The sequence below is a fragment of the Humidesulfovibrio idahonensis genome (genome assembly GCF_054657715.1).
The window spans coordinates 1,318,447-1,335,982 of sequence record NZ_BAAHYE010000003.1 but is presented as its reverse complement, the minus strand read 5'-3'; the positions used below and the strand labels follow the sequence as shown (position 1 = coordinate 1,335,982).

Genomic DNA, 17,536 nt, shown 5'->3' with positions numbered 1-17,536 from the left:
CCTCCTACGCTTCGGGTTTTTCCATGCACTCGTAGATGATGTCGCTCAAGAACTTCAAGTCCATGCCCAGCTTGTGCTGGTGGATGATGTCGTGCAGGCCGCCGTGGCAGTTGTGGCACGGGGTGATGACCGTCTTGACCCCGGTGGCCCGGAGCTGCTCGGCCTTGACCTGGTTGCCCTCCACGCGGACGTTCTTGAACGGGGGGCCGCAGTTGATGACGCCGCCGCCCGCGCCGCAACAGAAGTTGTGCTCCATGTTGGGGTGCATCTCGATGATGTCGCCCTCCACCAGAAAACGCGTCACCTCGCGCAGCTTTTGCTGCAGGCCGCGCCCGCGCACAATGTTGCAGGGGTCCTGAATGGTGACCGGGCCGGGGAACTTCTTGGCCAGCTTGATCTTGCCCTGCTGGATGAGCTCCCAGTAGAACTCCACGGCATGCATCACGGGCACGGGGTGGTTCTTCCAGCCCAGCCAGCGGTTGCCGGTATCGTACACGGAGCGGAAGGCGTGGCCGCACTCGCCCATGACGATGCGCTTGACCTTGAGCTTCTGGGCGCTTTCAAAGTGCCTGCGCTTGAGCCGGCCCATCATTTCAAAGTCGCCCGTGAACATGCACATGTCGGAGTTGTCCCAGCCGGGCTCCGCGGGCATGGTCCAGTCCACCCCGGCCATGTGCATGATGGCCGCGGCCTGGTAGATGAGCTGCGTGCGGAACTTGGGCTCCGGCGCGATGACCGAGTAGTAGATGTCCGCGCCCTCTTTATCGAGCGGGATGCGCAGGCCGGGGAATTCCTCCCGCGCCTCGTCCTCCTGCCACATGAGGGAGTCGGTCCACTCGTCGTCCTTGACCCACATCTGGTTCGAGGTGGCGCTGTGGCTGTGCGCCGTGTCCTGAATGTACTGCGGGGTGACGCCGAGCTTGTGGCAAATGCGCCGCACGGTGCTCATGATGTAGCCGGTGTCCACGCCGATGGGGCAATAGTGCACGCAGCGGCGGCACAGGTTGCATTCGGTGTAGGCCAGTTGGGCCATGCCGTAGATGAACTCCGGGTCGACCTTGCCGCCGGTTTTGAGCAGCACGCCCATGGTCTGGTGCACCTTGCCCGCCGGGGTGTAGCTCGGGTCTCCCGGGTGGGAGAGCGCGTAGTGGCAGGCCTCGGCGCACAGTCCGCAGCGCATGCAGGTCTCGGCGTAGGCCTTGAGCCGCGCGCCGGTTTCGCCGCTGATGACGGCGCTGACGATTTTCTCGATTTTGTCCGGGGTGAGCCGGGATACCCCGCGCCTGAGCCCCACGTCCTCGATGAGTCTGTCCGCAATGCCCATGTCGTCGTCCTCCTTGGGGCTTACCAGTCGCGCGCGTGGCGGACGCCGCCGAACTCCGAGCCCATGTAGGCGCGGGTGAAGGCGGCGAAGACCATGTGGGAGAGTCGGGTGAAGGGAATGGCCGCGAGCATGATCTCGCCGGCAACCACATGCAGGATGATCAGGAGATCATAGTCCATGGCCTGATGGTAGGCCAAAAAGCCCGTGAGAAACGGCGCCAGCACGATGATGAGCGCCAGCCAGTCCTGCCCGGTGGTGATGAAGCGCACCTCCGGCTGCACCAGTCTGCGCCCCGCGAAGTACAGGCAGGCGGCAATGACCACGAGGGTCATGATGTCGGCCACGTTGTCCGGAATGGTGAAGTAGCTGACGCCGAAGGCCTGGTCCCACAGCATGACGTGCGCCACCAGGAAGATGGGCGCAGCGAGGAGACAGATGTGGAAGGCGAAGGTGGCGATGGTGATGGCCGGGCTTTTGCGCCAGCCAAGGGCGTTGAAGGGAATGAGCCAGTTGATGATGGAGCGCAGCGAAAAGCCAAGGTCCATGTAGGCCATGGACTGGGCGTCCTTCTTTTTGGCCAGCTGGTACATGGCGTACAGGCGCCAGGCCGAGCCCAGGACAAAGATGCCCCACGCGGCCCAGGCCAGCGGCCCGGTGACGAATTCATATGCGGCGTTCATGTGTGGTCCTCCTTGGCCGGCTCAGGCTTTGGCCACTTCGGCCACGATGCGGACGAAGGAGCCCTTGTCGATGGCGCGGATGAGCAGCTTGTTGCCGTCCGGGCTGAAGGTGGGCGTGAAGATCTGGTCGAACTCGCTGGCGAAGGTGCGGCCGTCCACCACGATGGTCTGCTTCTTGCCCTTGGACACCTTGGCCGCCACGTGCCCGCCGCTGGCGCTGAGCACCGGCCGCCAGGCCATGTCCCAGGCGCCGGCCCAGGTCTGGCCGTCCACCATGATGTGCCAGTCCTTGTTGTCCGTGCAGCCCAGAGCGGCCACGCGTCCGCCCTCGCGCCCGATGACGAGGTCCGTCACCACGGGGAAGCGGATGCTCCAGGGTTTGGCGTTCACCGCCACGGTGAAGCTGCCGAACTCCGGCGCGACGATGGCCGCGATGTTCTTGCCGTCCTGGCTGATGGCCTGGTGCCAGCACTGGAAAAACTTGGGCTCCCAGATGATCTGCCCGTCCTGGGCCATGCCCCACGCGCCCTTGAGGCGCACCGGGGCCACCACCTTGCCCGTGGCCGGGTTGAAGCGCGGCTCCCATACGCAGGCGTAGTCTTCGCCCCACTTGGTGCCGTCCACGGCGATGCTGTAATCGTACAGGCTGGTGCGCACCTGCGCCGCCACCTTTGCGCCCTGGGCGTCAAAGGCCGGGGTCCAGCAGTTGACGAAGTTCTTGCCCCAGCTCTGGCCGTTCACGGCCACGCCGAACACGCCGTTCTGGAAGGCCTCCAGGTCGGCAGGCTTGAGGGACTCAAGCTGCACCACCGCGGCCGAGGCCTTGCCGTCGGCCGAGAGCACGCACTGGCTGGCGTTCTCGTACAGGGTCTCCCAGGTGACGCCGTCGATGCACAGGCCGTACTCGCCTCCGGCCTGCATGCAGGCGGCGATGACGTCGCCGTCCTCTGAAAACTGGGTGCCCCAGAGGTAGTCGAAGCTTTCCTCCCAGGCCTCGCCGTCCACGGCCAGGGTCCACATGCCGTCCTGCTGGACGATGGCCGTCAGGCGGCCATCCGGGCTGAAGCGCGGATACCAGGCTTTGTCGAAGTTCGTTTCGCCCCAGGGCTCGCCGTTGACGAGGGCCGTGACCCCGCCCTCTTCAAGGCTCGCCAGCTGGGCCACGCGCTCTCCGTCCGGAGAGGCGTAAGGCTCCTCGGTCCAGGCGCAGTTTTCCGGGCGCTCCATGGAGGCAAGGACCACACGTTGTCCTGTTTCCCAATCCCACAAGGCTGGTGGATGCATGCCGTTCCTCCCCCGCACGAAGTGCGTGCGTCTTGAAGTGCTCACAGTACAGAACTCGGGTTAAGGCAGTTCCACGCATCCATAAGTCTGGCTATGAATAGAATATTCGGCGGCACTGAGATGCGTGAAGTGCGGTTTCATCTGCAATACTGCCACAGTATTTTTTTTGTGTGAAGCATTTTTTTAAAATTATTGTTTACATACACCGAAAGTATGTATATTATATTAATTCATATTGTACTGGTGTGAGTTGAAACGGCGTTCAATATGGCGTACAGTATCAACATGAGACTGCAAGAAAGCAGAGCGATGTAGTCGTAATTTCGACAACACCCTGCCATCAAAGAACATCCGCCACGCAAGGAGGACGCCCATGCGCCTGACCACCAAGGGTCGATACGGAATGAGGCTGGTGCTGGACATTGCCCAGCATGAAAAGTACGGGCCGGTCTCCATGGCCGAAACATCCTTGCGGCAGGACATTTCCGCAAAGTATCTTGAGCGTTTGGTGGGCGAGCTGCAGCGGGCGGGCATTGTAAGGAGTTTGCGCGGCAGGGAGGGCGGGCACCTGCTGGCCGTGCCGCCGGAACAAATCACGGTGGGCGCCATCGTGCGCGTGCTCGAGGGCGAGTCGGCCCAGTTGACGTGCAGCCACAACCGCCTGTCCTGCCCGCGCTCCGTGCACTGCCTCACCCGCTCCATCTGGATCGCGGCGGACCAGGCCATGTTCGAGAAGCTCGACTCCGTCACGGTCAAGGACATCATGGACGACGGGCAGAACTGCATTTCCAAGAAGGAGCAGGAGCTGGCCCGCGGCAAGGCCGTGCCCGCCCCGGCCCCGGACCCCAGCGGACGCAGAAAGGCCGTGCGCCGCATTCTGCGCCAGCGCCTCGCCCTGGCCGGAACCGGCCGCCCGCAGAAGCCCGAGGGCGCACCGAAAAAAATCATGGTGGTCGACGACGACCCGGACATCGTCGAGTATCTCGTCACGGTGTTCCGCGAGCGCGGCTACGACACCTGCAGCGCGGGCGGCGGCATCGAGGCCACGGAGGTGCTGCTGCGCGAGAACCCGGACCTCATCACCCTGGATCTGGAGATGCCCGAGGAATGGGGGCCGCGCTTTTACCGGCGCTATGCCCGCATGCCGGAGTACAAGCACATTCCGGTCATCGTCATCAGCGGCCTGCCCGGCATCCACATGGCCATCCCCAAGGCCGTGGCCACGGTGCGCAAGCCCTTCGACCCCCAGGAAGTGCTGAAACTGGTGGAAGGGACCATCGGCGCGCCATAGGCGCCGAACACGACACGCCGCCGCGCCTTTTTCCGCACGAACCGCGCCCCGGCGCGCAAACGGCCCATTCGTCCTTTTGGCAGTCCGGAGGGCTCGCCCTCTGGCAGTATCCAGGGGGCGAGCCCTCTTTTGTCGCTGACCGCTCGCCGCGTGTTTGCCCCCTTGCCCTAGGCCTGCTCCGCGAGCAGATCGTGCAGGGCGGCGGCCGTGTCACCGGCCAGGCGGATGCATGCTTCCCAGTGCTCCTGCGGCCCCAGCGCCGCAAGCACGTCCTGGCAGCGCGTGGCCCCGGTGAGCGCCCGGAAGCGCAGGCGGAACTCCGCAGCCAGATCGGCCACGTAGGAATAGTCCCTGCCCGGTGTATCGCGTCCAAACAGGCAACCCAGGGCCAGAACGCCGCCCGCCAGCGCGCCGCACATCTCCTCCTTGCTGCGGCCCAGGCCCCCGGCAAAGGCCGTGGCCGCGCGTCCGCTCATCGCCGCGGCAAAGGACATGGCTTGTCCGTCTGCTCCTTCCGGTTGCATCCGCGTCTCCATGATGGCTGTGCATACGGCCTCGGCGCAGTTCATGCCGTGCCGCATCTTGTCCATCACCGTGTTCCGCACCTGCGCGCTGTCCACTGCGCTTTCCATGTCCGTCTCCTTGTTGTTCGCTGTGCTTTGACTTGCCATCCTTATCGGCCTACTTGATTATTGCTGGCCGAGCATCGAGTCCAACGATTGTTTTCGATGGGGTGCATCGGCAGGGCCGAACGGAGGGCGCATGGAATTGCGGGACATGAAGACCTTTGCGGAAGTGGCGCGGCTCTTGAGTTTTCAGCGGGCGGGCGCGGCGCTGCACGCGGCGCAGTCCACGGTCTCGGCGCGCATTGCTGCGCTGGAGGGCGAGCTCGGCGTGCGGTTGTTCGAGCGCACGGGCCACCGCGTGGCGCTGACGGACGTGGGCGCGGGGATGCTGGACTACGTGCGCAAGATTCTGGACCTGGAGGAGGAGGCGCGCACCTGGGCCACCAGCGAGTCCGAGGCGCGGGGCTCCCTCAGCATCCGCACGCCGGAGTATTTGTGCGCCTTCCGCATGGGCGGGGTCATCCGGCGTTTTCGCGAGCGTTTTCCCCTGATTTCCCTCGATTTCACCGCCTGCACCTACGAGAGCCTGGGCAAGAACCTGCGCCAGGGCGTGACGGACCTGGCCTTTCTGCTCACGGATTCCATCCGCGCTGCGGACCTGGTGGCCGAGGCGCTGGGCGTGGAGCGGCTGGTGCTGGTCTCCGGGCCGGAGCACCGGCTGGCCGGGGCCGCGCAGGTGGGCGCGGAGGATCTGCGCGGCGAGACGCTCGTCTTGTCCAAGGAGGACTGCGCGTACCGCCGCATTCTGGAGAACATCCTCGACGCAAACGGCATCAAGGCCGGGGCCAGGGTGGAGTTTTCCAGCGCGGCGGCTCTGTGCGGCTGCGTCTCCAACGGCGTGGGGGTGAGCCTGCTGCCGGAGCTGGCCGTGCGCGAACATCTGGCGGTCGGGCGCATCACTGCGCTGCCCTGGGCCGAGGGCGAGCTGGAGACGGCGGTGCTGATGATCCGGCACAAGGACAAGTGGCTTTCGCCGCCGCTGGCGGCGTTCATGGCCATGGCCCGGCAGGAGTTTTCAGGGGGGTGAATCCGGCAGGTGCGCGGCTCAAACGAGAAAGGCTCTTCCGGCGGTTTTGCGCGGAAGAGCCTTTCTCGTTTGCCCGGGGAGTCCAGAGGGCCCCGTGCCCTCTGGCGGGGTTCCAGGGGCGGCTCCCCTGGGTTCTCCAGGCGACGCCGACGGGGAGCATGGATATGCCTCCGACGGCCGGGGGCTGGCCGCCCCCGGGCCCGGCGAAATGGAGAGCAGGATTTTGCTGTTGACCGGAGGAGGGGCGGCGTCCCTCGTCTGTGCCTACTCAGCCTTGCCGCAGCACTTCTTGTACTTCTTGCCGCTGCCGCAGGGGCAGGGCTCGTTGCGGCCGGTTTTGGGGCCGCGCACAATGGGATCGTGGCTGCGCATGCGGCCTTCGGTGTAGTGCCACGCGCCGTCCAGGCGCTTGAAGTCGGCCAGTTCGCGGTGGTCCTGGCGCGCGCCCTGGTATTCGTAGCTGGCGGTGAAGTCCACCTGGCCGGTCAGGTCGTTTTCGCCGCCGTCTTTCACGGCATGCACGGTGAGGCCGAGCCACTTGGAGTTTTGGCTCCAGGCCTTGGCCTGCTCGGGGTCGAAGTCATGGCGCTCGTCCGGGGCAAGGGACTCGGTGAGGAATTTGATGTCGCAGACGACATAGGCGCTGTAGCGGGCGCGCATGAGCGCTTCGGCCGTGGGCGCGGGCTTGGTTCCGCTGATGATGGGCTGGCAGCATTCCTCGAAGGGGAGTTCGCTGCCGCAATGGCACTGGGTCATAAGGCACCTCTCGGTGATGGTTTCTGTGGCGGCGCACACTACGGCCTAAACCCGCGCCGGTCAACACGGCAGCCGGGGGACGCGCCGGAGCGGGATTCTGCGCCGCCCTCGTTGACAGCGGACCATCGGCGCGGGATAATCCGCGCGCACAGAACGTTACTCCGCAGGAGCGCCCCCTATGCGTCCGACCTTGAAAGTCCTTGTCTGCTTGTGTCTTGTGGCTTCGGTTTGCCCGCCGTCCAGTTCGCCGGCCATCTCCTTTGCCCAGGCGCTTACGCCCTGGGGCAGCATCTACGAGGTCGCGCGCGACGAGCGCAGCGTGGCCGAGATAACCGCGGACAAAAAGATCACCACGACCATCAAGGCCGCGCTGATGCAGAAGGACGGCAAGCTGGGGCTCGCGGTCAAGACGTACTGCTTTTTGGGCCGGGTGACGCTTTTGGGCCAGCTTTCGGACGAGGGCTTCAAATCCTTCGCCATGTCCACGGCCAAGAAGACCAGCGGCGTGCGCGGCGTGACGACCTACTGGGAAGCGCCCGGCAAGGAGGGCACGACCACCGCTGATCTGGAGATAGCGGCCAAGATCCGCACCGCGCTGGTGGCGGACAAGAACATCAGCGCCACCCAGGTCGAGTGCGAGGTGTTCGGCGGGCACGTGTATTTGCTGGGCATGGTGCGCAGCAAGCGCGACGCGGCCAAGGCCGTGGGCCACGCCAAGGGCGTGAAGGGCGTCACGTCCGTCACCTCGCTGCTTATTCCTCCCCGGAAATAACCGCCGGCGCGAGCTGCGCGTGGCGGAAGCAGTCCGTCAGATGGTCGTTCACCATGCCGGTGGACTGCATGTAGGCGTACATGATGGTCGTGCCGACGAACTTCATGCCCCGCGCCAGCAGATCTTTGGAAAGCGCGTCGCTAATGGCCGTGCGCACGGGCACCTGGGCCAGGGCGCTCCAGGCGTTCTGCACGGGCGCGCCGTCCACGAAGCGCCACAGGTAGGCGTCGAAGCTGCCGAATTCCTGCGCGATATTCAGGAATGCCCGCGCGTTGCCTATGGCCGCGGCGATCTTTTGCCGGTTGCGGATGATGCGCGCATCGGCGCGCAGGCGTTCCTGGTCGGCTTCGGTCAGGCGGGCCACCACGCCCGGCGACAGGGGGCCGCCGTCTCCGGCGCCGAAGGCTTGCCGGTAGCCCGGGCGCTTGTGCAGCACCATGCGCCAGTTGAGCCCGGCCTGGGCGCCCTCGAGCACCAGCAGCTCGAACAGGGCCGTGTCGTCGTGCAGGGGCGCGCCCCATTCCTCGTCATGATAGCGGATGTACACGGGGTCCGGCTCGGCGCTGCCCATGAGGCACCAGGGGCAGCGGGCAGGCTCCGAGGCATGCGGATGGGCGGGCATGAAGGCTCCTTTCTCTTGCGGATTTTGTGCACCTGCGGCCACGTGCGGCATGATACCAAATTCACGTTGGGGCGACAACCGCACGGGCATTGCGCAAGGACGTCGCACACGGACGCCGCAGGCAGGCCGCGCCCGCCGGCGCCATCCGGCCGCGCGGAAATTTTGTTTACAGGCGCTGTCGTTTCAGGTAAGCAGCATGCTCTTCAGGGTGCGACCCTTGTGGCTGCACCCGGCCCTTGAACGGCGTAACGGCCTTTGGACTCGGCTCATTTTGGGCCGAACGTGGCCGCAGCGGACCCCGGACGCCTCGGAACCGGGACGCGGCGGCTTACGCCCAAAGACCATAAAAAGCGCAAATACATTTGTCCGAGGGAGTGTCGTTGGAGGCAACGATGGAAAAAACCAAGAAAGTCGCAGATCAGGAAATGGACCTCAATTTTGAGGATGCCCTTGAGAACTACCTCAAGGACGATTTCGGTGACCTTGATGAAGGCACCATTGTTCCCGGCACCGTTGTCAAGATTGGCAAGGATCATGTGCTGGTTGACGTGAACTTCAAGTCCGAAGGCCAGATCGCCGTTTCGGAATTCCTCGACGCCGAGGGCAACATGACCGTGGCCGTGGGCGACAAGGTCGATGTCTTCGTGTCCAACAAGGACGAGAACGAAGGCACCATCCATCTTTCCCGCGACAAGGCCAAGCGCATGCAGCTGTTCGACCGCCTGGAGGACTCCCAGGAGAACAACGGCACCGTCACCGGCCGCATCGTCCGCCGCATCAAGGGCGGCTACACCGTCGACCTCGGCGGAGTCGAAGCCTTCCTGCCCGGTTCCCATGTGGACCTTCGCCCCGTGCCCGACATGGACGCGCTGGTGGGTCAGGACTTCGAATTCAAGATCCTCAAGATCAATCGCCGCCGCAGCAACGTCATCGTCAGCCGCCGCGTGCTCCTCGAAGAGCAGCGCAGCGAGCAGCGCGGCGCGCTTCTGGAGACCCTGGCCGAGGGCCAGGTGGTCAAGGGCAAGGTCAAGAACATCACCGAATACGGCGTGTTCATCGACCTTGGCGGCCTCGACGGTCTCCTGCATATCACCGACATGAGCTGGAAGCGCATCCGCCACCCGAAAGAAATGGTTCAGCTGGGCGACGAGCTCGATCTCAAGGTCCTGCACTTCGACCGCGAGGGCCAGAAGGTCTCCCTCGGCCTGAAGCAGCTGGTCGCCGATCCCTGGGAGAACATTGCGGGCAAGTACCCGCAGGGTTCCCGCTTCCAGGGCAAGGTCACCAACCTGGCCGACTACGGCGCGTTTGTGGAGCTTGAAGCCGGCGTCGAAGGCCTGGTGCACATCTCCGAAATGAGCTGGACCCGCAAGCTGCGTCATCCCTCGCAGATGGTGCGCGCCGGAGACGAAGTCGAAGTCATCGTGCTCGGCGTCGACCCCGACAAGAAGCGCATCAGCCTGGGCATGAAGCAGATCAAGCCGAATCCCTGGGACGTGGTGGCCGAGAAGTACCCCGAAGGCACCATCCTTGAAGGCGCCATCAAGAACATCACCGAGTTCGGCGTGTTCATCGGCATCGAGGAAGGCATCGACGGCCTGATCCACGTGTCCGACATCAGCTGGACCAAGAAGATCCGCCACCCGAGCGAAGTCTTCAAGATCGGCGACATCGTGCAGGCCAAGGTGCTCACCGTCGACAAGGAGAACGAGAAGTTCACCCTGGGCATCAAGCAGCTGTCCGAGGATCCGTGGCTGAAGGTGCCGGGCAAGTATCCCGTGGGCACCATCATCACCGGCCTGGTGACCAACATCACCGACTTCGGCCTCTTCGTCGAGGTTGAGGAAGGCATCGAAGGCCTCGTGCACGTGTCCGAGATCAGCCGCAAGAAGATCAAGAGCCCCAGCGAGCTGTTCAAGGAAGGCGTCTCCATCGAAGCCAAGGTCATCCACGTCAGCGCCGACGAGCGCCGCCTGGGCCTGTCCATCAAGCAGATCAAGGAAGAAGAAGAGCGCAAGAAGCCCAAGGAATTCCGCACCTCTGGTCCGGAAACCGGCAGCAACCTGGGCGACCTTCTCCGCGCCAAGATCGAGGACGCCGCCAGTGGCGAGGAATCCGGAAACTAAGTCTAAGTTTTCCGCGGAGCACCCGCTGCTCTTCGGAATCGTGCTGATCATATTGGCCGTGGCCCTCTTTACGGGGGCCATGGCCTTTTTCCGTGGCGTGGGCAGCGGCAAGAGCCGCCCCATGGCCGGCGACAAGATCGGCCTGTGCAAGATCGAAGGCATGATCACCGACGCCCGCGAGGTGGTGGACTTCCTGCGCGAGCTGCGCCAGGACGACTCCGTCAAGGGCGTGCTTTTGCGCATCGACTCGCCCGGCGGCTCGGTGGCTCCCTCGCAGGAGCTGTACCAGGCCGTGCAGGCCCTGGCCAAGGTCAAGCCCGTGGTCGTCAGCATGGGCACGGCGGCGGCCAGCGGAGGCTATTACGCCGCGGCCCCGGCCACGCTCATCGTGGCCAACTCCGGCACCATCACCGGCTCCATCGGCGTGCGCGCCGAGTATGTGAACGTGCAGGGCCTGCTCGACAAGCTGGGCCTCAAGACCGACCTCATGGCCAGCGGCAAGATGAAGGCCGCGGGCTCGCCCACGCAACCGCTCACACCCGAGCAGCGCGCCTATCTTCAGGCGCTCATCATGGACCTGCACCAGCAGTTCGTGAGCGACGTGGCCACGGCGCGCGGCTTGCCCGAGCCCGTTGTCGCCAAGCTGGCCGACGGCCGCGCCTACACCGGCAGGCAGGCTCTGGAGCTGAAGCTGGTGGACAAGCTGGGCGGTCAGGAGCTGGCCATGGAGACCCTGCGCGGCATGGTCAAGCTGGGCAAGGACTCCCCGGTGCTGGAAGGCCCGGAGAAGAAGCTGCCGCTTTTGCCGCGTCTCTTGGGCGCCAGCCTTTCGGGCCTTGCGCAAGGCCTGGTCAAGGGCTTGGGCGAAGAGACGGCCGGAGCTTCGGCCCAGGGCGGCCTCTCCGTGCAGTACCGGCAGTAGCCGGACCGGGCACGGCCATGCGCGACCACCATTCCCCGACACATTTCGCCGATGAGGCGCGCTTCTTCCGCTCCCCGGCCTTGCCCGGCGCGGAGCTGCTCACCGCGCGCTTCTTCCGGCACGCCTATGCGCCCCATTGGCACGAGGGCTACGTGGTGGCGGTCATCACTGCCGGAGCCGAAGGCTACCGCTACCGGGGCGAGCGCCACGTGGCCGGTCCGCTGACCCTGGCCTGCATCAACCCCGGCGAAATCCACACCGGCGAACGCGCGGCCGACGAAGGCTGGGCCTACCGCGTGTTCTATCCCTCAACAGAGATGCTGCGCGGCCTGGCCCAAAGCCTGAGCGGCGCGTCCAACGTCCTTGCCGGGAGCGGGCTGCCCCGCCTGCCCCACAGCGTGGTCAAGGACGACGCCTTGGCAAAAGCCCTGCTGCGCGCCCACGCCTTGCTGGAGCACGGCCAGGATTTGCTCGAGGCCCAGACCGCCGCGCTCTCGGCCCTTTCCGCTCTCTTGCTGCGCCACGGGCAGGAGCCCCTGCTTGCGCCGCAGTCCGCGCCGGGCAGCGCCGCCGCCCATGTGGCGGCCATGCGCGAGCGCCTCGCGGCGGACATCGCCGAACCCCTGACCCTGGACGATCTGGCTGCGTCCGTGGGGCTTTCGCCCTTCCATGCGGCGCGGCTCTTCGCCCGCGAAACCGGGCTGCCGCCCCACGCCTGGCGCAACCAGCTGCGCGTGAACCGCTCCCTGGACCTGTTGCGCCGGGGTGAAAGCGTGGCCGCAACCGCGCTGGCCTGCGGCTTTGCGGACCAAAGCCATTACACGCGGCACTTCCGCCGCTCTTTTGGCGTCGCGCCGGGCCACTGGCGCGGATAGCGCAAGATCGTACAAGCCGCGCCAGGGCGCAGGCGCTATTTCCGCCTGCATGAACACACAGTTGCAACAACCGTCCGCCGGGAGGCTTCCCTTCACCCTGGCCGGGGCTGTGGCGGGCTTTCGCGCCTGCGTGCCCGTGGCCCTTGGCGTGGGCGTGTACGGGGTGCTCTTCGGCCTTCTGGCGCGGCAAAAGGGCATGAGCTGGGTCGAGGCCCAGAGCATGAGCCTGTTCGTCTTCGCCGGAGCCAGCCAGCTCATCTCCCTTGACCTGTGGGGCCCGGACCTGCCCGTGGCGTCGCTCATCATCACCACGTTCATCGTGAACCTGCGGCACGTGCTCATGGGGGCGGCCCTCTCGCCGCAGCTGCTGCGCCTCTCGGCCGGGCAGGCCTTCGGCTCGCTGTTCTTCATGACGGACGAGTCCTGGGCCATGACCCTGGCGCGCTATGCCGACGACAAGCGCCGGGCCCTCGTTTCGGACGGGGCGTTTCTCCTCGGCGCGGGGCTGGCAGTGTTCGTGTGCTGGAACGTGTCCACGGCGCTGGGGCACGTGCTGGTGCGCGGGCTGGACGACCCGGGGCGCTACGGCCTGGACTTCGCCTTCACCGCGGTGTTCACGGCGCTTCTGGTGGGGCTGCGGCCGCGCCGCTGCGATGTCTTGCCGCTCGTCGCCGCCACCTGCGCCGCGCTTTTGACCGCGCGCTTCTGCCCGGGCAAATGGTACATTTTGGCTGGCGCGTTGGCCGGAGGGCTTATGGCCGCCTGGGGGCCCGGCTCCGCCGCCGGTCTGGCCGCGGCCGCGAAAGCGCCGGAGGTCAAGCCATGAGTTCGCTGACGCTCTCGCTCTTGACGATTCTGGGCATGACCGCGGCGACCTACGCCAGCCGCGCCGCCGGGCTCATGCTCATGAGCCGCATGAGCCCTGGACCGCGCATGCAGCGCTTCATGCGCGCCATACCCGGCGCCATCCTGGCGTCCATCGTCGCGCCCTCGGCCCTGACCGCGGGGCCGGCCGAAGCGGGGGCGGCCGTGGTCACGGCGCTGACCGCCTGGCGCTACCGCAACCTGCCCCTGGCCATGGTGGTGGGAGTGGGCGTTGTTCTCGTGCTTCGGCTGGTGATTTAGGCCCCGGCCCGGCGGGCCAGGACTCTGGAAAGGGCGTCGGCGATGTCGGTGGGCTCCAGCGGCTTGGAGATGGCTTCGTCCATGCCCGCTGCCAGGAACCCGCGCTGTTCGTCGGCCTGGGCGTAAGCCGTAAGGGCGATGACCGGAATCGCGGGATCATAGCGCGTGCCGTCGTGGGCGCGTATTCTGCGCGTGGCCTCCACACCGTCCAGCACCGGCATCTGGATGTCCATGAGCACGGCGTCGAAGGGCTGGGCCTCCATGGCGTCCAGGGCTTCCTGCCCGTTGTGCACCGCGACGACCGTGTGTCCCTGGCGGGTGAGGAATGTCGTTGCCGCCATTTGGCTGATGATGTTGTCCTCGGCCAGCAGAAGGCGCAGCGGGGGCAGGGCCGTGTTCTGCGCGGGCGCGGCCGTCACGGTCTTCTGGGTGGCGTGCCGGCGCTTTTGCGGCTCGTCCAGCACCAGGGCCAAATCGAAGCGCGTTCCCGTTCCCGGATGGCTGGCCAGGGTCACGCCGCCATCCATGAGCGCGGCCAGCTTGCGGACAATGGCCAGCCCCAGCCCCGTGCCCTGAAAGCGCTTTGTGTACACGGCCTCCACCTGGGTGAAGGGCTCGAAGACCATGGCCTGCAAATCCTCTGGAATGCCCACGCCCGTGTCCTCCACCGAGAGCAGCAGCACCGGCCGCCTGCCGGGGCGGAAGATCCCGTCCAGCTCCACGGTGACGCCGCCTGAGTCCGTGAATTTCACCGCGTTGCCCACCAGATTGAAGACGATCTGCCGGATCTTGCCCGCATCGCCCGCAAGGGCCTTGGGCAGGGCCTTGCCCGTGCGCACTTTGAACTGCAGTCCCTTGGCCCTGGCCTGCTCCTCGAACACGGCCGCGCAGGACCGCACCAGATGCGCGGGGTCGAACACCTCGGAGGAGAGTTCGAGCGTGCCGGACTCGACCTTGGAGAAGTCCAGGATGTCGTTGATGACCGAAAGCAGGCTGCGCGCGGAGAACTGCGCCTTGTCCAGATACTCGGCCTGCACGTCGTCCAGGGAGGTGGTGCGCAACAGCTCCATCATGCCGAGCACCCCGTGCAGGGGCGTGCGGATCTCGTGGCTCACGTTGGCCAAGAAGTCGCTCTTGGCGTTGTTGGCCGCTTCCGCCTGCTCCTTGGCCTGTTGCAGGTCGGTTTCGATGCGGCGCTGCTGCTCGATGGACCGGGCTTGCTGCACGTTCTTGAGCGCAAGCTCGGAGAGCTTGTCCGCCATGAGGGCCAGCGCGTCGGATATGGTGCGGAAGCGCGCCTCGTCCGTTGCGGTCGGCAAAGATTCCAGGCAGGCGCGGGTGCGTTCGGCGTCCCAGCCAGCAGCCTCCAGCGCCGTTGCCGCCGCCGCCGTGTCGAAACCCTCCAGCTTTTGGAAAATGCGCCACACGGCCAGGGGCTTGTCTCCGGCCATGATGGGCGCTTCGCCGCACAAGAGTCCGGGCACTTGGGGCCGCAGCTGAGCGGGCAGGGTCAGCGCGCAGGGGTGTGGTGCGCCGTCGCCTTCGCGGCAGAGCATGGCGCAGGGGGCGTCGAAGTTGCTGGGCCGCGTGAGGGGCGTGCCGTCTGGCGTGGTGAGCACGGAAACCACCCCGGTGGCCAGGGCGAAGGCGTCCTGCACGGCCTGGGTCTCATCCAGCTCGATGAGATCGGTGAAGTCCAGATCCAGAGGCTGAGTGGGCGGCGTGGTCACCGCGGCCAGCCTGCTTTTGATGATCTGCTCCATGCGGCGCTGTTCGGTGATGTCCGCCAGGGCCAGCACGGCCCCGTAGCCCGGCAGGGGCAGGGGCGCGGCGGTGCACTGCACGAACGAGGTGCCGCCGTCCGGCCGCTGCACGAAGACATCCATGCGCACCACGGTCTGCTCGCGCGCGGCGCGCAGGCTGGGCGCCTGGTCCGCGGTCAGGGGGCTGCCGTCCGGGTGGCGCAGGCTGAACCGGCGTTCGTCCAAGCGCTGGCGCGTGAGTTCTTGGCGGGTGTTGCCGTGCAGCTGCTCAAAGGCCTTGTTGACCTCAAGCAGCCGCGCATCCTGGTCGGTTATGCCCACGGCCACGGGCAGGTTCTCGAACATGATGCGGTATTTCTCGCGGCTTTCAAACAGCGCGGCCTCGGTCTGCTTGCGCGCGGTGATGTCCGTCAGCGTGCCCACCGTGCCCAGGGGCCGGCCCTGGGCGTCGTGGTACTGCGAGCGGCAGAGGATGACCTCACGCAGGGAGCCCGCGTGGTCGATGAGGCGGGTTTCCAGGCTTTGGCGCTGCGCGCCCAGGGGATTGCTGTCCAGCTCCGCCATCTTGAGGGCGAAGTCCGGGCGGCCGGTCTCCGTGACGAGACGGCCAAGGATTTCGTCGGCGGGCAGGCCGATGAACTCGCACATGGCCCTGTTCACCTGCACGTAGCGGCCGCGCAGGTCCGTGGCCACGATGGGCGTGGGGTTGGCGTCGAGCAGGGCGATGGTGAAGCGGTGCTGCTCCTCGCGCTCGCGCACGGCCTGGCGCAGTTCCGTCAGGTCCGTGGCCGAGGCCAGGAAGCCCGTGGGCTGGCCGTCCAGCCCGCGCATGCATATCCAGTCAAGCTTGACCTCCACGGCCTTCGCCGCGCCGCGCAGCCGCACCAGGGCCGAGCCGGAAGGGACGCCCTCGGCCTTGAGCTGGTGGGCGATGGCGTCGCGCGAGGCCTGATTCTCCGCCAGGTCGAGCACGTGTCTTTCGATCAGGGTGCCCGGCGCCGCGCCGCACATGGAGTGGCAGGCCCGGTTGGCGAAGATGATGCGCCCGCTCCGGTCCACCTCGAGCACCCCGACGCTCAGGGCCTCGACGAAGTCCTCGTAGCGCTGCCGGGTGACGCTCTGCTGGGCCTCGGCCCGGCGTCTGCCGCGTATGTTCACCCAGAGCAGGGTGATGACCGTGGCCATGAGCAGCATGAGCCCGCCCGCCAGGGCGAACCAGACCCAGTAGCGTCCCAGGGAGTCCTGCCGCTGGTTGAGCACGATGCTGCCGGGCGGCAGCTTGTTCGCGGAAAAGCCGAAGCGGGCCAGCTCGTGTCCGTCGAACAGGCCGAGCTCCGGGCTGATGCGCTGGATGGGCTGGCTTGCAACCGGCACCCCGCGCAGCAGGCGCGCGCCCATTTCGGCCATGATGCGGCCCTGGCGCTCGCCGCTGACAACGACGCCGCCCACGGCCCCCTTGCCCACAACGAAGTCCCAGGCGCAGAAGATCGGCTGCTGCGTGGCCTTGCGGATGAAGGCCAGCGACTCGTCCACGCTCATGGTCGCGCCGCTGGGGTCGCGCAGCAGGCCCATGTAAAGAATGGCCGTGTCCGAGGACAGGGTGGTGAGCCTGGCCGCAACTTCCTCAAAGGGCAGGCCGCAGAGTTCCACGGGCTCCAGCCGGCCGGCGTAGCGCGGCATGGTTTGACGGAAAAGCCGCTTGCCGGTCTCGCCGTTTTCAGAGGCGCCGGTGATGAGCACCAGCCGCCGCATGGACGGCATGAGCTTGAGCGCGGCGTCGATGGTGGCGGTAAGCTCCGTGCGCTCCACAACGCCGGTGTAGTCCCGGCGCAGCTCCAGCTGCTTGGCCTCCACCTCGCCCACGCCGCAAAAAACCACGGCCGCGCCGGGGAACAGCTCGTCGCGGTAGCGCAGCAGAAAGTCCACGGCGTTGTCGTCGCTGGCGAGAACGACCTGCGGCCGCAGGGTGGCGTACTTGGCGGCGAAGTAGGCGCGCAGCACGGGAAAGGCGCGCTCCGGGGCGATGCGCTGGGTGTCCATGTATTCCACGAACACATGGGCGTCCGGGGCAAGGCGCGCCAAAGCCTCGGCCGCGCCGCGCTGGATGTTGTCGGTCCACTGGTAGCCGGGATGGTAGGAGTGCAGCACCAGGACGCGCTGCTCCTCCGGCTGGCCCCCCGCCTTCTGCGCCGCCGCTTGCGGCAGTGGCGGTTGCTGCTGCGCGGCCGCGCTGGCGGCCAGCAGGCAAAGCAGCAGCAGGGTCAGGGCAAAGACCCTGGCGTAAAGCCGCGCCGGAAGCGTGGCCGGGCGGAAGATGCGCTGCGGATGCAAGGCCATACGGGT

The 17,536-nt window shown here is 66.4% G+C and carries 15 protein-coding genes and 1 pseudogene; 9 read left to right on the top strand and 7 right to left on the bottom strand.

All coding sequences use genetic code 11. The features are described 5' to 3' along the window. Window positions 1–4: 4 nt before the first annotated feature. The 3 genes from tmcB to tmcD are packed head-to-tail and all read right to left on the bottom strand — an operon-like array spanning window position 5 to window position 3,288. Entirely contained in the window at window positions 5–1,324 is a 1,320-nt protein-coding gene (gene tmcB, locus ACYQ4W_RS12325) for an electron transfer complex ferredoxin TmcB (protein WP_459857068.1), read from the bottom strand. 20 nt (window positions 1,325–1,344) lie between these two features. Then, on the bottom strand, window positions 1,345–2,004 hold the full coding sequence (gene tmcC, locus ACYQ4W_RS12320; RefSeq protein WP_459857065.1) for a TmcC family electron transfer complex membrane anchor subunit: 660 nt from the start codon (window positions 2,002–2,004) through the stop codon (window positions 1,345–1,347). Between the two features lie 21 nt (window positions 2,005–2,025). Then, window positions 2,026–3,288: an electron transfer complex subunit TmcD gene (gene tmcD, locus ACYQ4W_RS12315; RefSeq protein WP_459857062.1), complete on the bottom strand. Its 1,263-nt coding sequence runs from the start codon at window positions 3,286–3,288 to the stop codon at window positions 2,026–2,028. 373 nt (window positions 3,289–3,661) lie between these two features. Between tmcD and ACYQ4W_RS12310 the strand changes: the two are divergent. Then, window positions 3,662–4,048, top strand: a pseudogene (locus tag ACYQ4W_RS12310) (RrF2 family transcriptional regulator); the annotation flags it as partial. A 186-nt stretch (window positions 4,049–4,234) separates the two neighbouring features. Beyond that, entirely contained in the window at window positions 4,235–4,579 is a 345-nt protein-coding gene (gene divK, locus ACYQ4W_RS12305) for a DVU0259 family response regulator domain-containing protein (protein WP_459858549.1), read from the top strand. Between the two features lie 167 nt (window positions 4,580–4,746). Here the strand turns inward: divK and ACYQ4W_RS12300 are convergent, their stop codons facing one another. Continuing rightward, window positions 4,747–5,211: a C-GCAxxG-C-C family protein gene (locus tag ACYQ4W_RS12300; protein ID WP_459857059.1), complete on the bottom strand. Its 465-nt coding sequence runs from the start codon at window positions 5,209–5,211 to the stop codon at window positions 4,747–4,749. Window positions 5,212–5,341: 130 nt separating this feature from the next. Between ACYQ4W_RS12300 and ACYQ4W_RS12295 the strand changes: the two genes are divergently transcribed. Next, a complete protein-coding gene (locus ACYQ4W_RS12295) occupies window positions 5,342–6,232 on the top strand; it encodes a LysR family transcriptional regulator (protein WP_459857056.1) in 891 nt (296 codons plus the stop codon). A gap of 264 nt (window positions 6,233–6,496) precedes the next feature. On the opposite strand, the gene ACYQ4W_RS12290 is transcribed toward ACYQ4W_RS12295, so the two are convergent. Then, window positions 6,497–6,988: a YchJ family protein gene (locus ACYQ4W_RS12290; RefSeq protein WP_459857054.1), complete on the bottom strand. Its 492-nt coding sequence runs from the start codon at window positions 6,986–6,988 to the stop codon at window positions 6,497–6,499. 178 nt (window positions 6,989–7,166) lie between these two features. On the opposite strand from ACYQ4W_RS12290, the gene ACYQ4W_RS12285 reads away from it, so the two are divergent. Next, complete coding sequence (locus ACYQ4W_RS12285) at window positions 7,167–7,760, top strand: BON domain-containing protein (RefSeq protein ID WP_459857052.1); 594 nt, start codon at window positions 7,167–7,169, stop codon at window positions 7,758–7,760. On the opposite strand, the gene ACYQ4W_RS12280 is transcribed toward ACYQ4W_RS12285, so the two are convergent. Then, a complete protein-coding gene (locus ACYQ4W_RS12280; protein WP_459857050.1) occupies window positions 7,741–8,382 on the bottom strand; it encodes a DNA-3-methyladenine glycosylase I in 642 nt (213 codons plus the stop codon). The two genes, ACYQ4W_RS12285 and ACYQ4W_RS12280, sit on opposite strands and share 20 nt — an antisense overlap. Before the next feature lie 392 nt (window positions 8,383–8,774). Here ACYQ4W_RS12280 and ACYQ4W_RS12275 point away from each other — a divergent pair, with 392 nt between their 5' ends. From ACYQ4W_RS12275 to ACYQ4W_RS12255, 5 genes are read left to right on the top strand one after another with little or no spacing between them, the layout of a single operon-like run. Beyond that, a complete protein-coding gene (locus tag ACYQ4W_RS12275) occupies window positions 8,775–10,508 on the top strand; it encodes a 30S ribosomal protein S1 (protein ID WP_459857047.1) in 1,734 nt (577 codons plus the stop codon). A gap of 40 nt (window positions 10,509–10,548) precedes the next feature. Next, entirely contained in the window at window positions 10,549–11,430 is an 882-nt protein-coding gene (gene sppA, locus ACYQ4W_RS12270; protein WP_459857045.1) for a signal peptide peptidase SppA, read from the top strand. A 17-nt stretch (window positions 11,431–11,447) separates the two neighbouring features. Then, window positions 11,448–12,305, top strand: a complete 858-nt coding sequence (locus tag ACYQ4W_RS12265) for an AraC family transcriptional regulator (RefSeq protein WP_459857043.1) — start codon at window positions 11,448–11,450, stop codon at window positions 12,303–12,305. Window positions 12,306–12,354: 49 nt separating this feature from the next. Continuing rightward, complete coding sequence (locus ACYQ4W_RS12260; protein WP_459857040.1) at window positions 12,355–13,131, top strand: AzlC family ABC transporter permease; 777 nt, start codon at window positions 12,355–12,357, stop codon at window positions 13,129–13,131. Next, a complete protein-coding gene (locus ACYQ4W_RS12255; RefSeq protein ID WP_459857037.1) occupies window positions 13,128–13,430 on the top strand; it encodes an AzlD family protein in 303 nt (100 codons plus the stop codon). The genes ACYQ4W_RS12260 and ACYQ4W_RS12255 overlap by 4 nt, the downstream gene beginning before the upstream one ends. Here ACYQ4W_RS12255 and ACYQ4W_RS12250 read toward each other — a convergent pair. Further along, window positions 13,427–17,530 carry a PAS domain S-box protein gene (locus tag ACYQ4W_RS12250; protein ID WP_459857034.1) on the bottom strand — a complete coding sequence of 1,368 codons (4,104 nt, stop codon included), beginning with the start codon at window positions 17,528–17,530 and terminating at the stop codon, window positions 13,427–13,429. The genes ACYQ4W_RS12255 and ACYQ4W_RS12250 overlap by 4 nt on opposite strands. Between the last annotated feature and the right edge of the window lie 6 nt (window positions 17,531–17,536).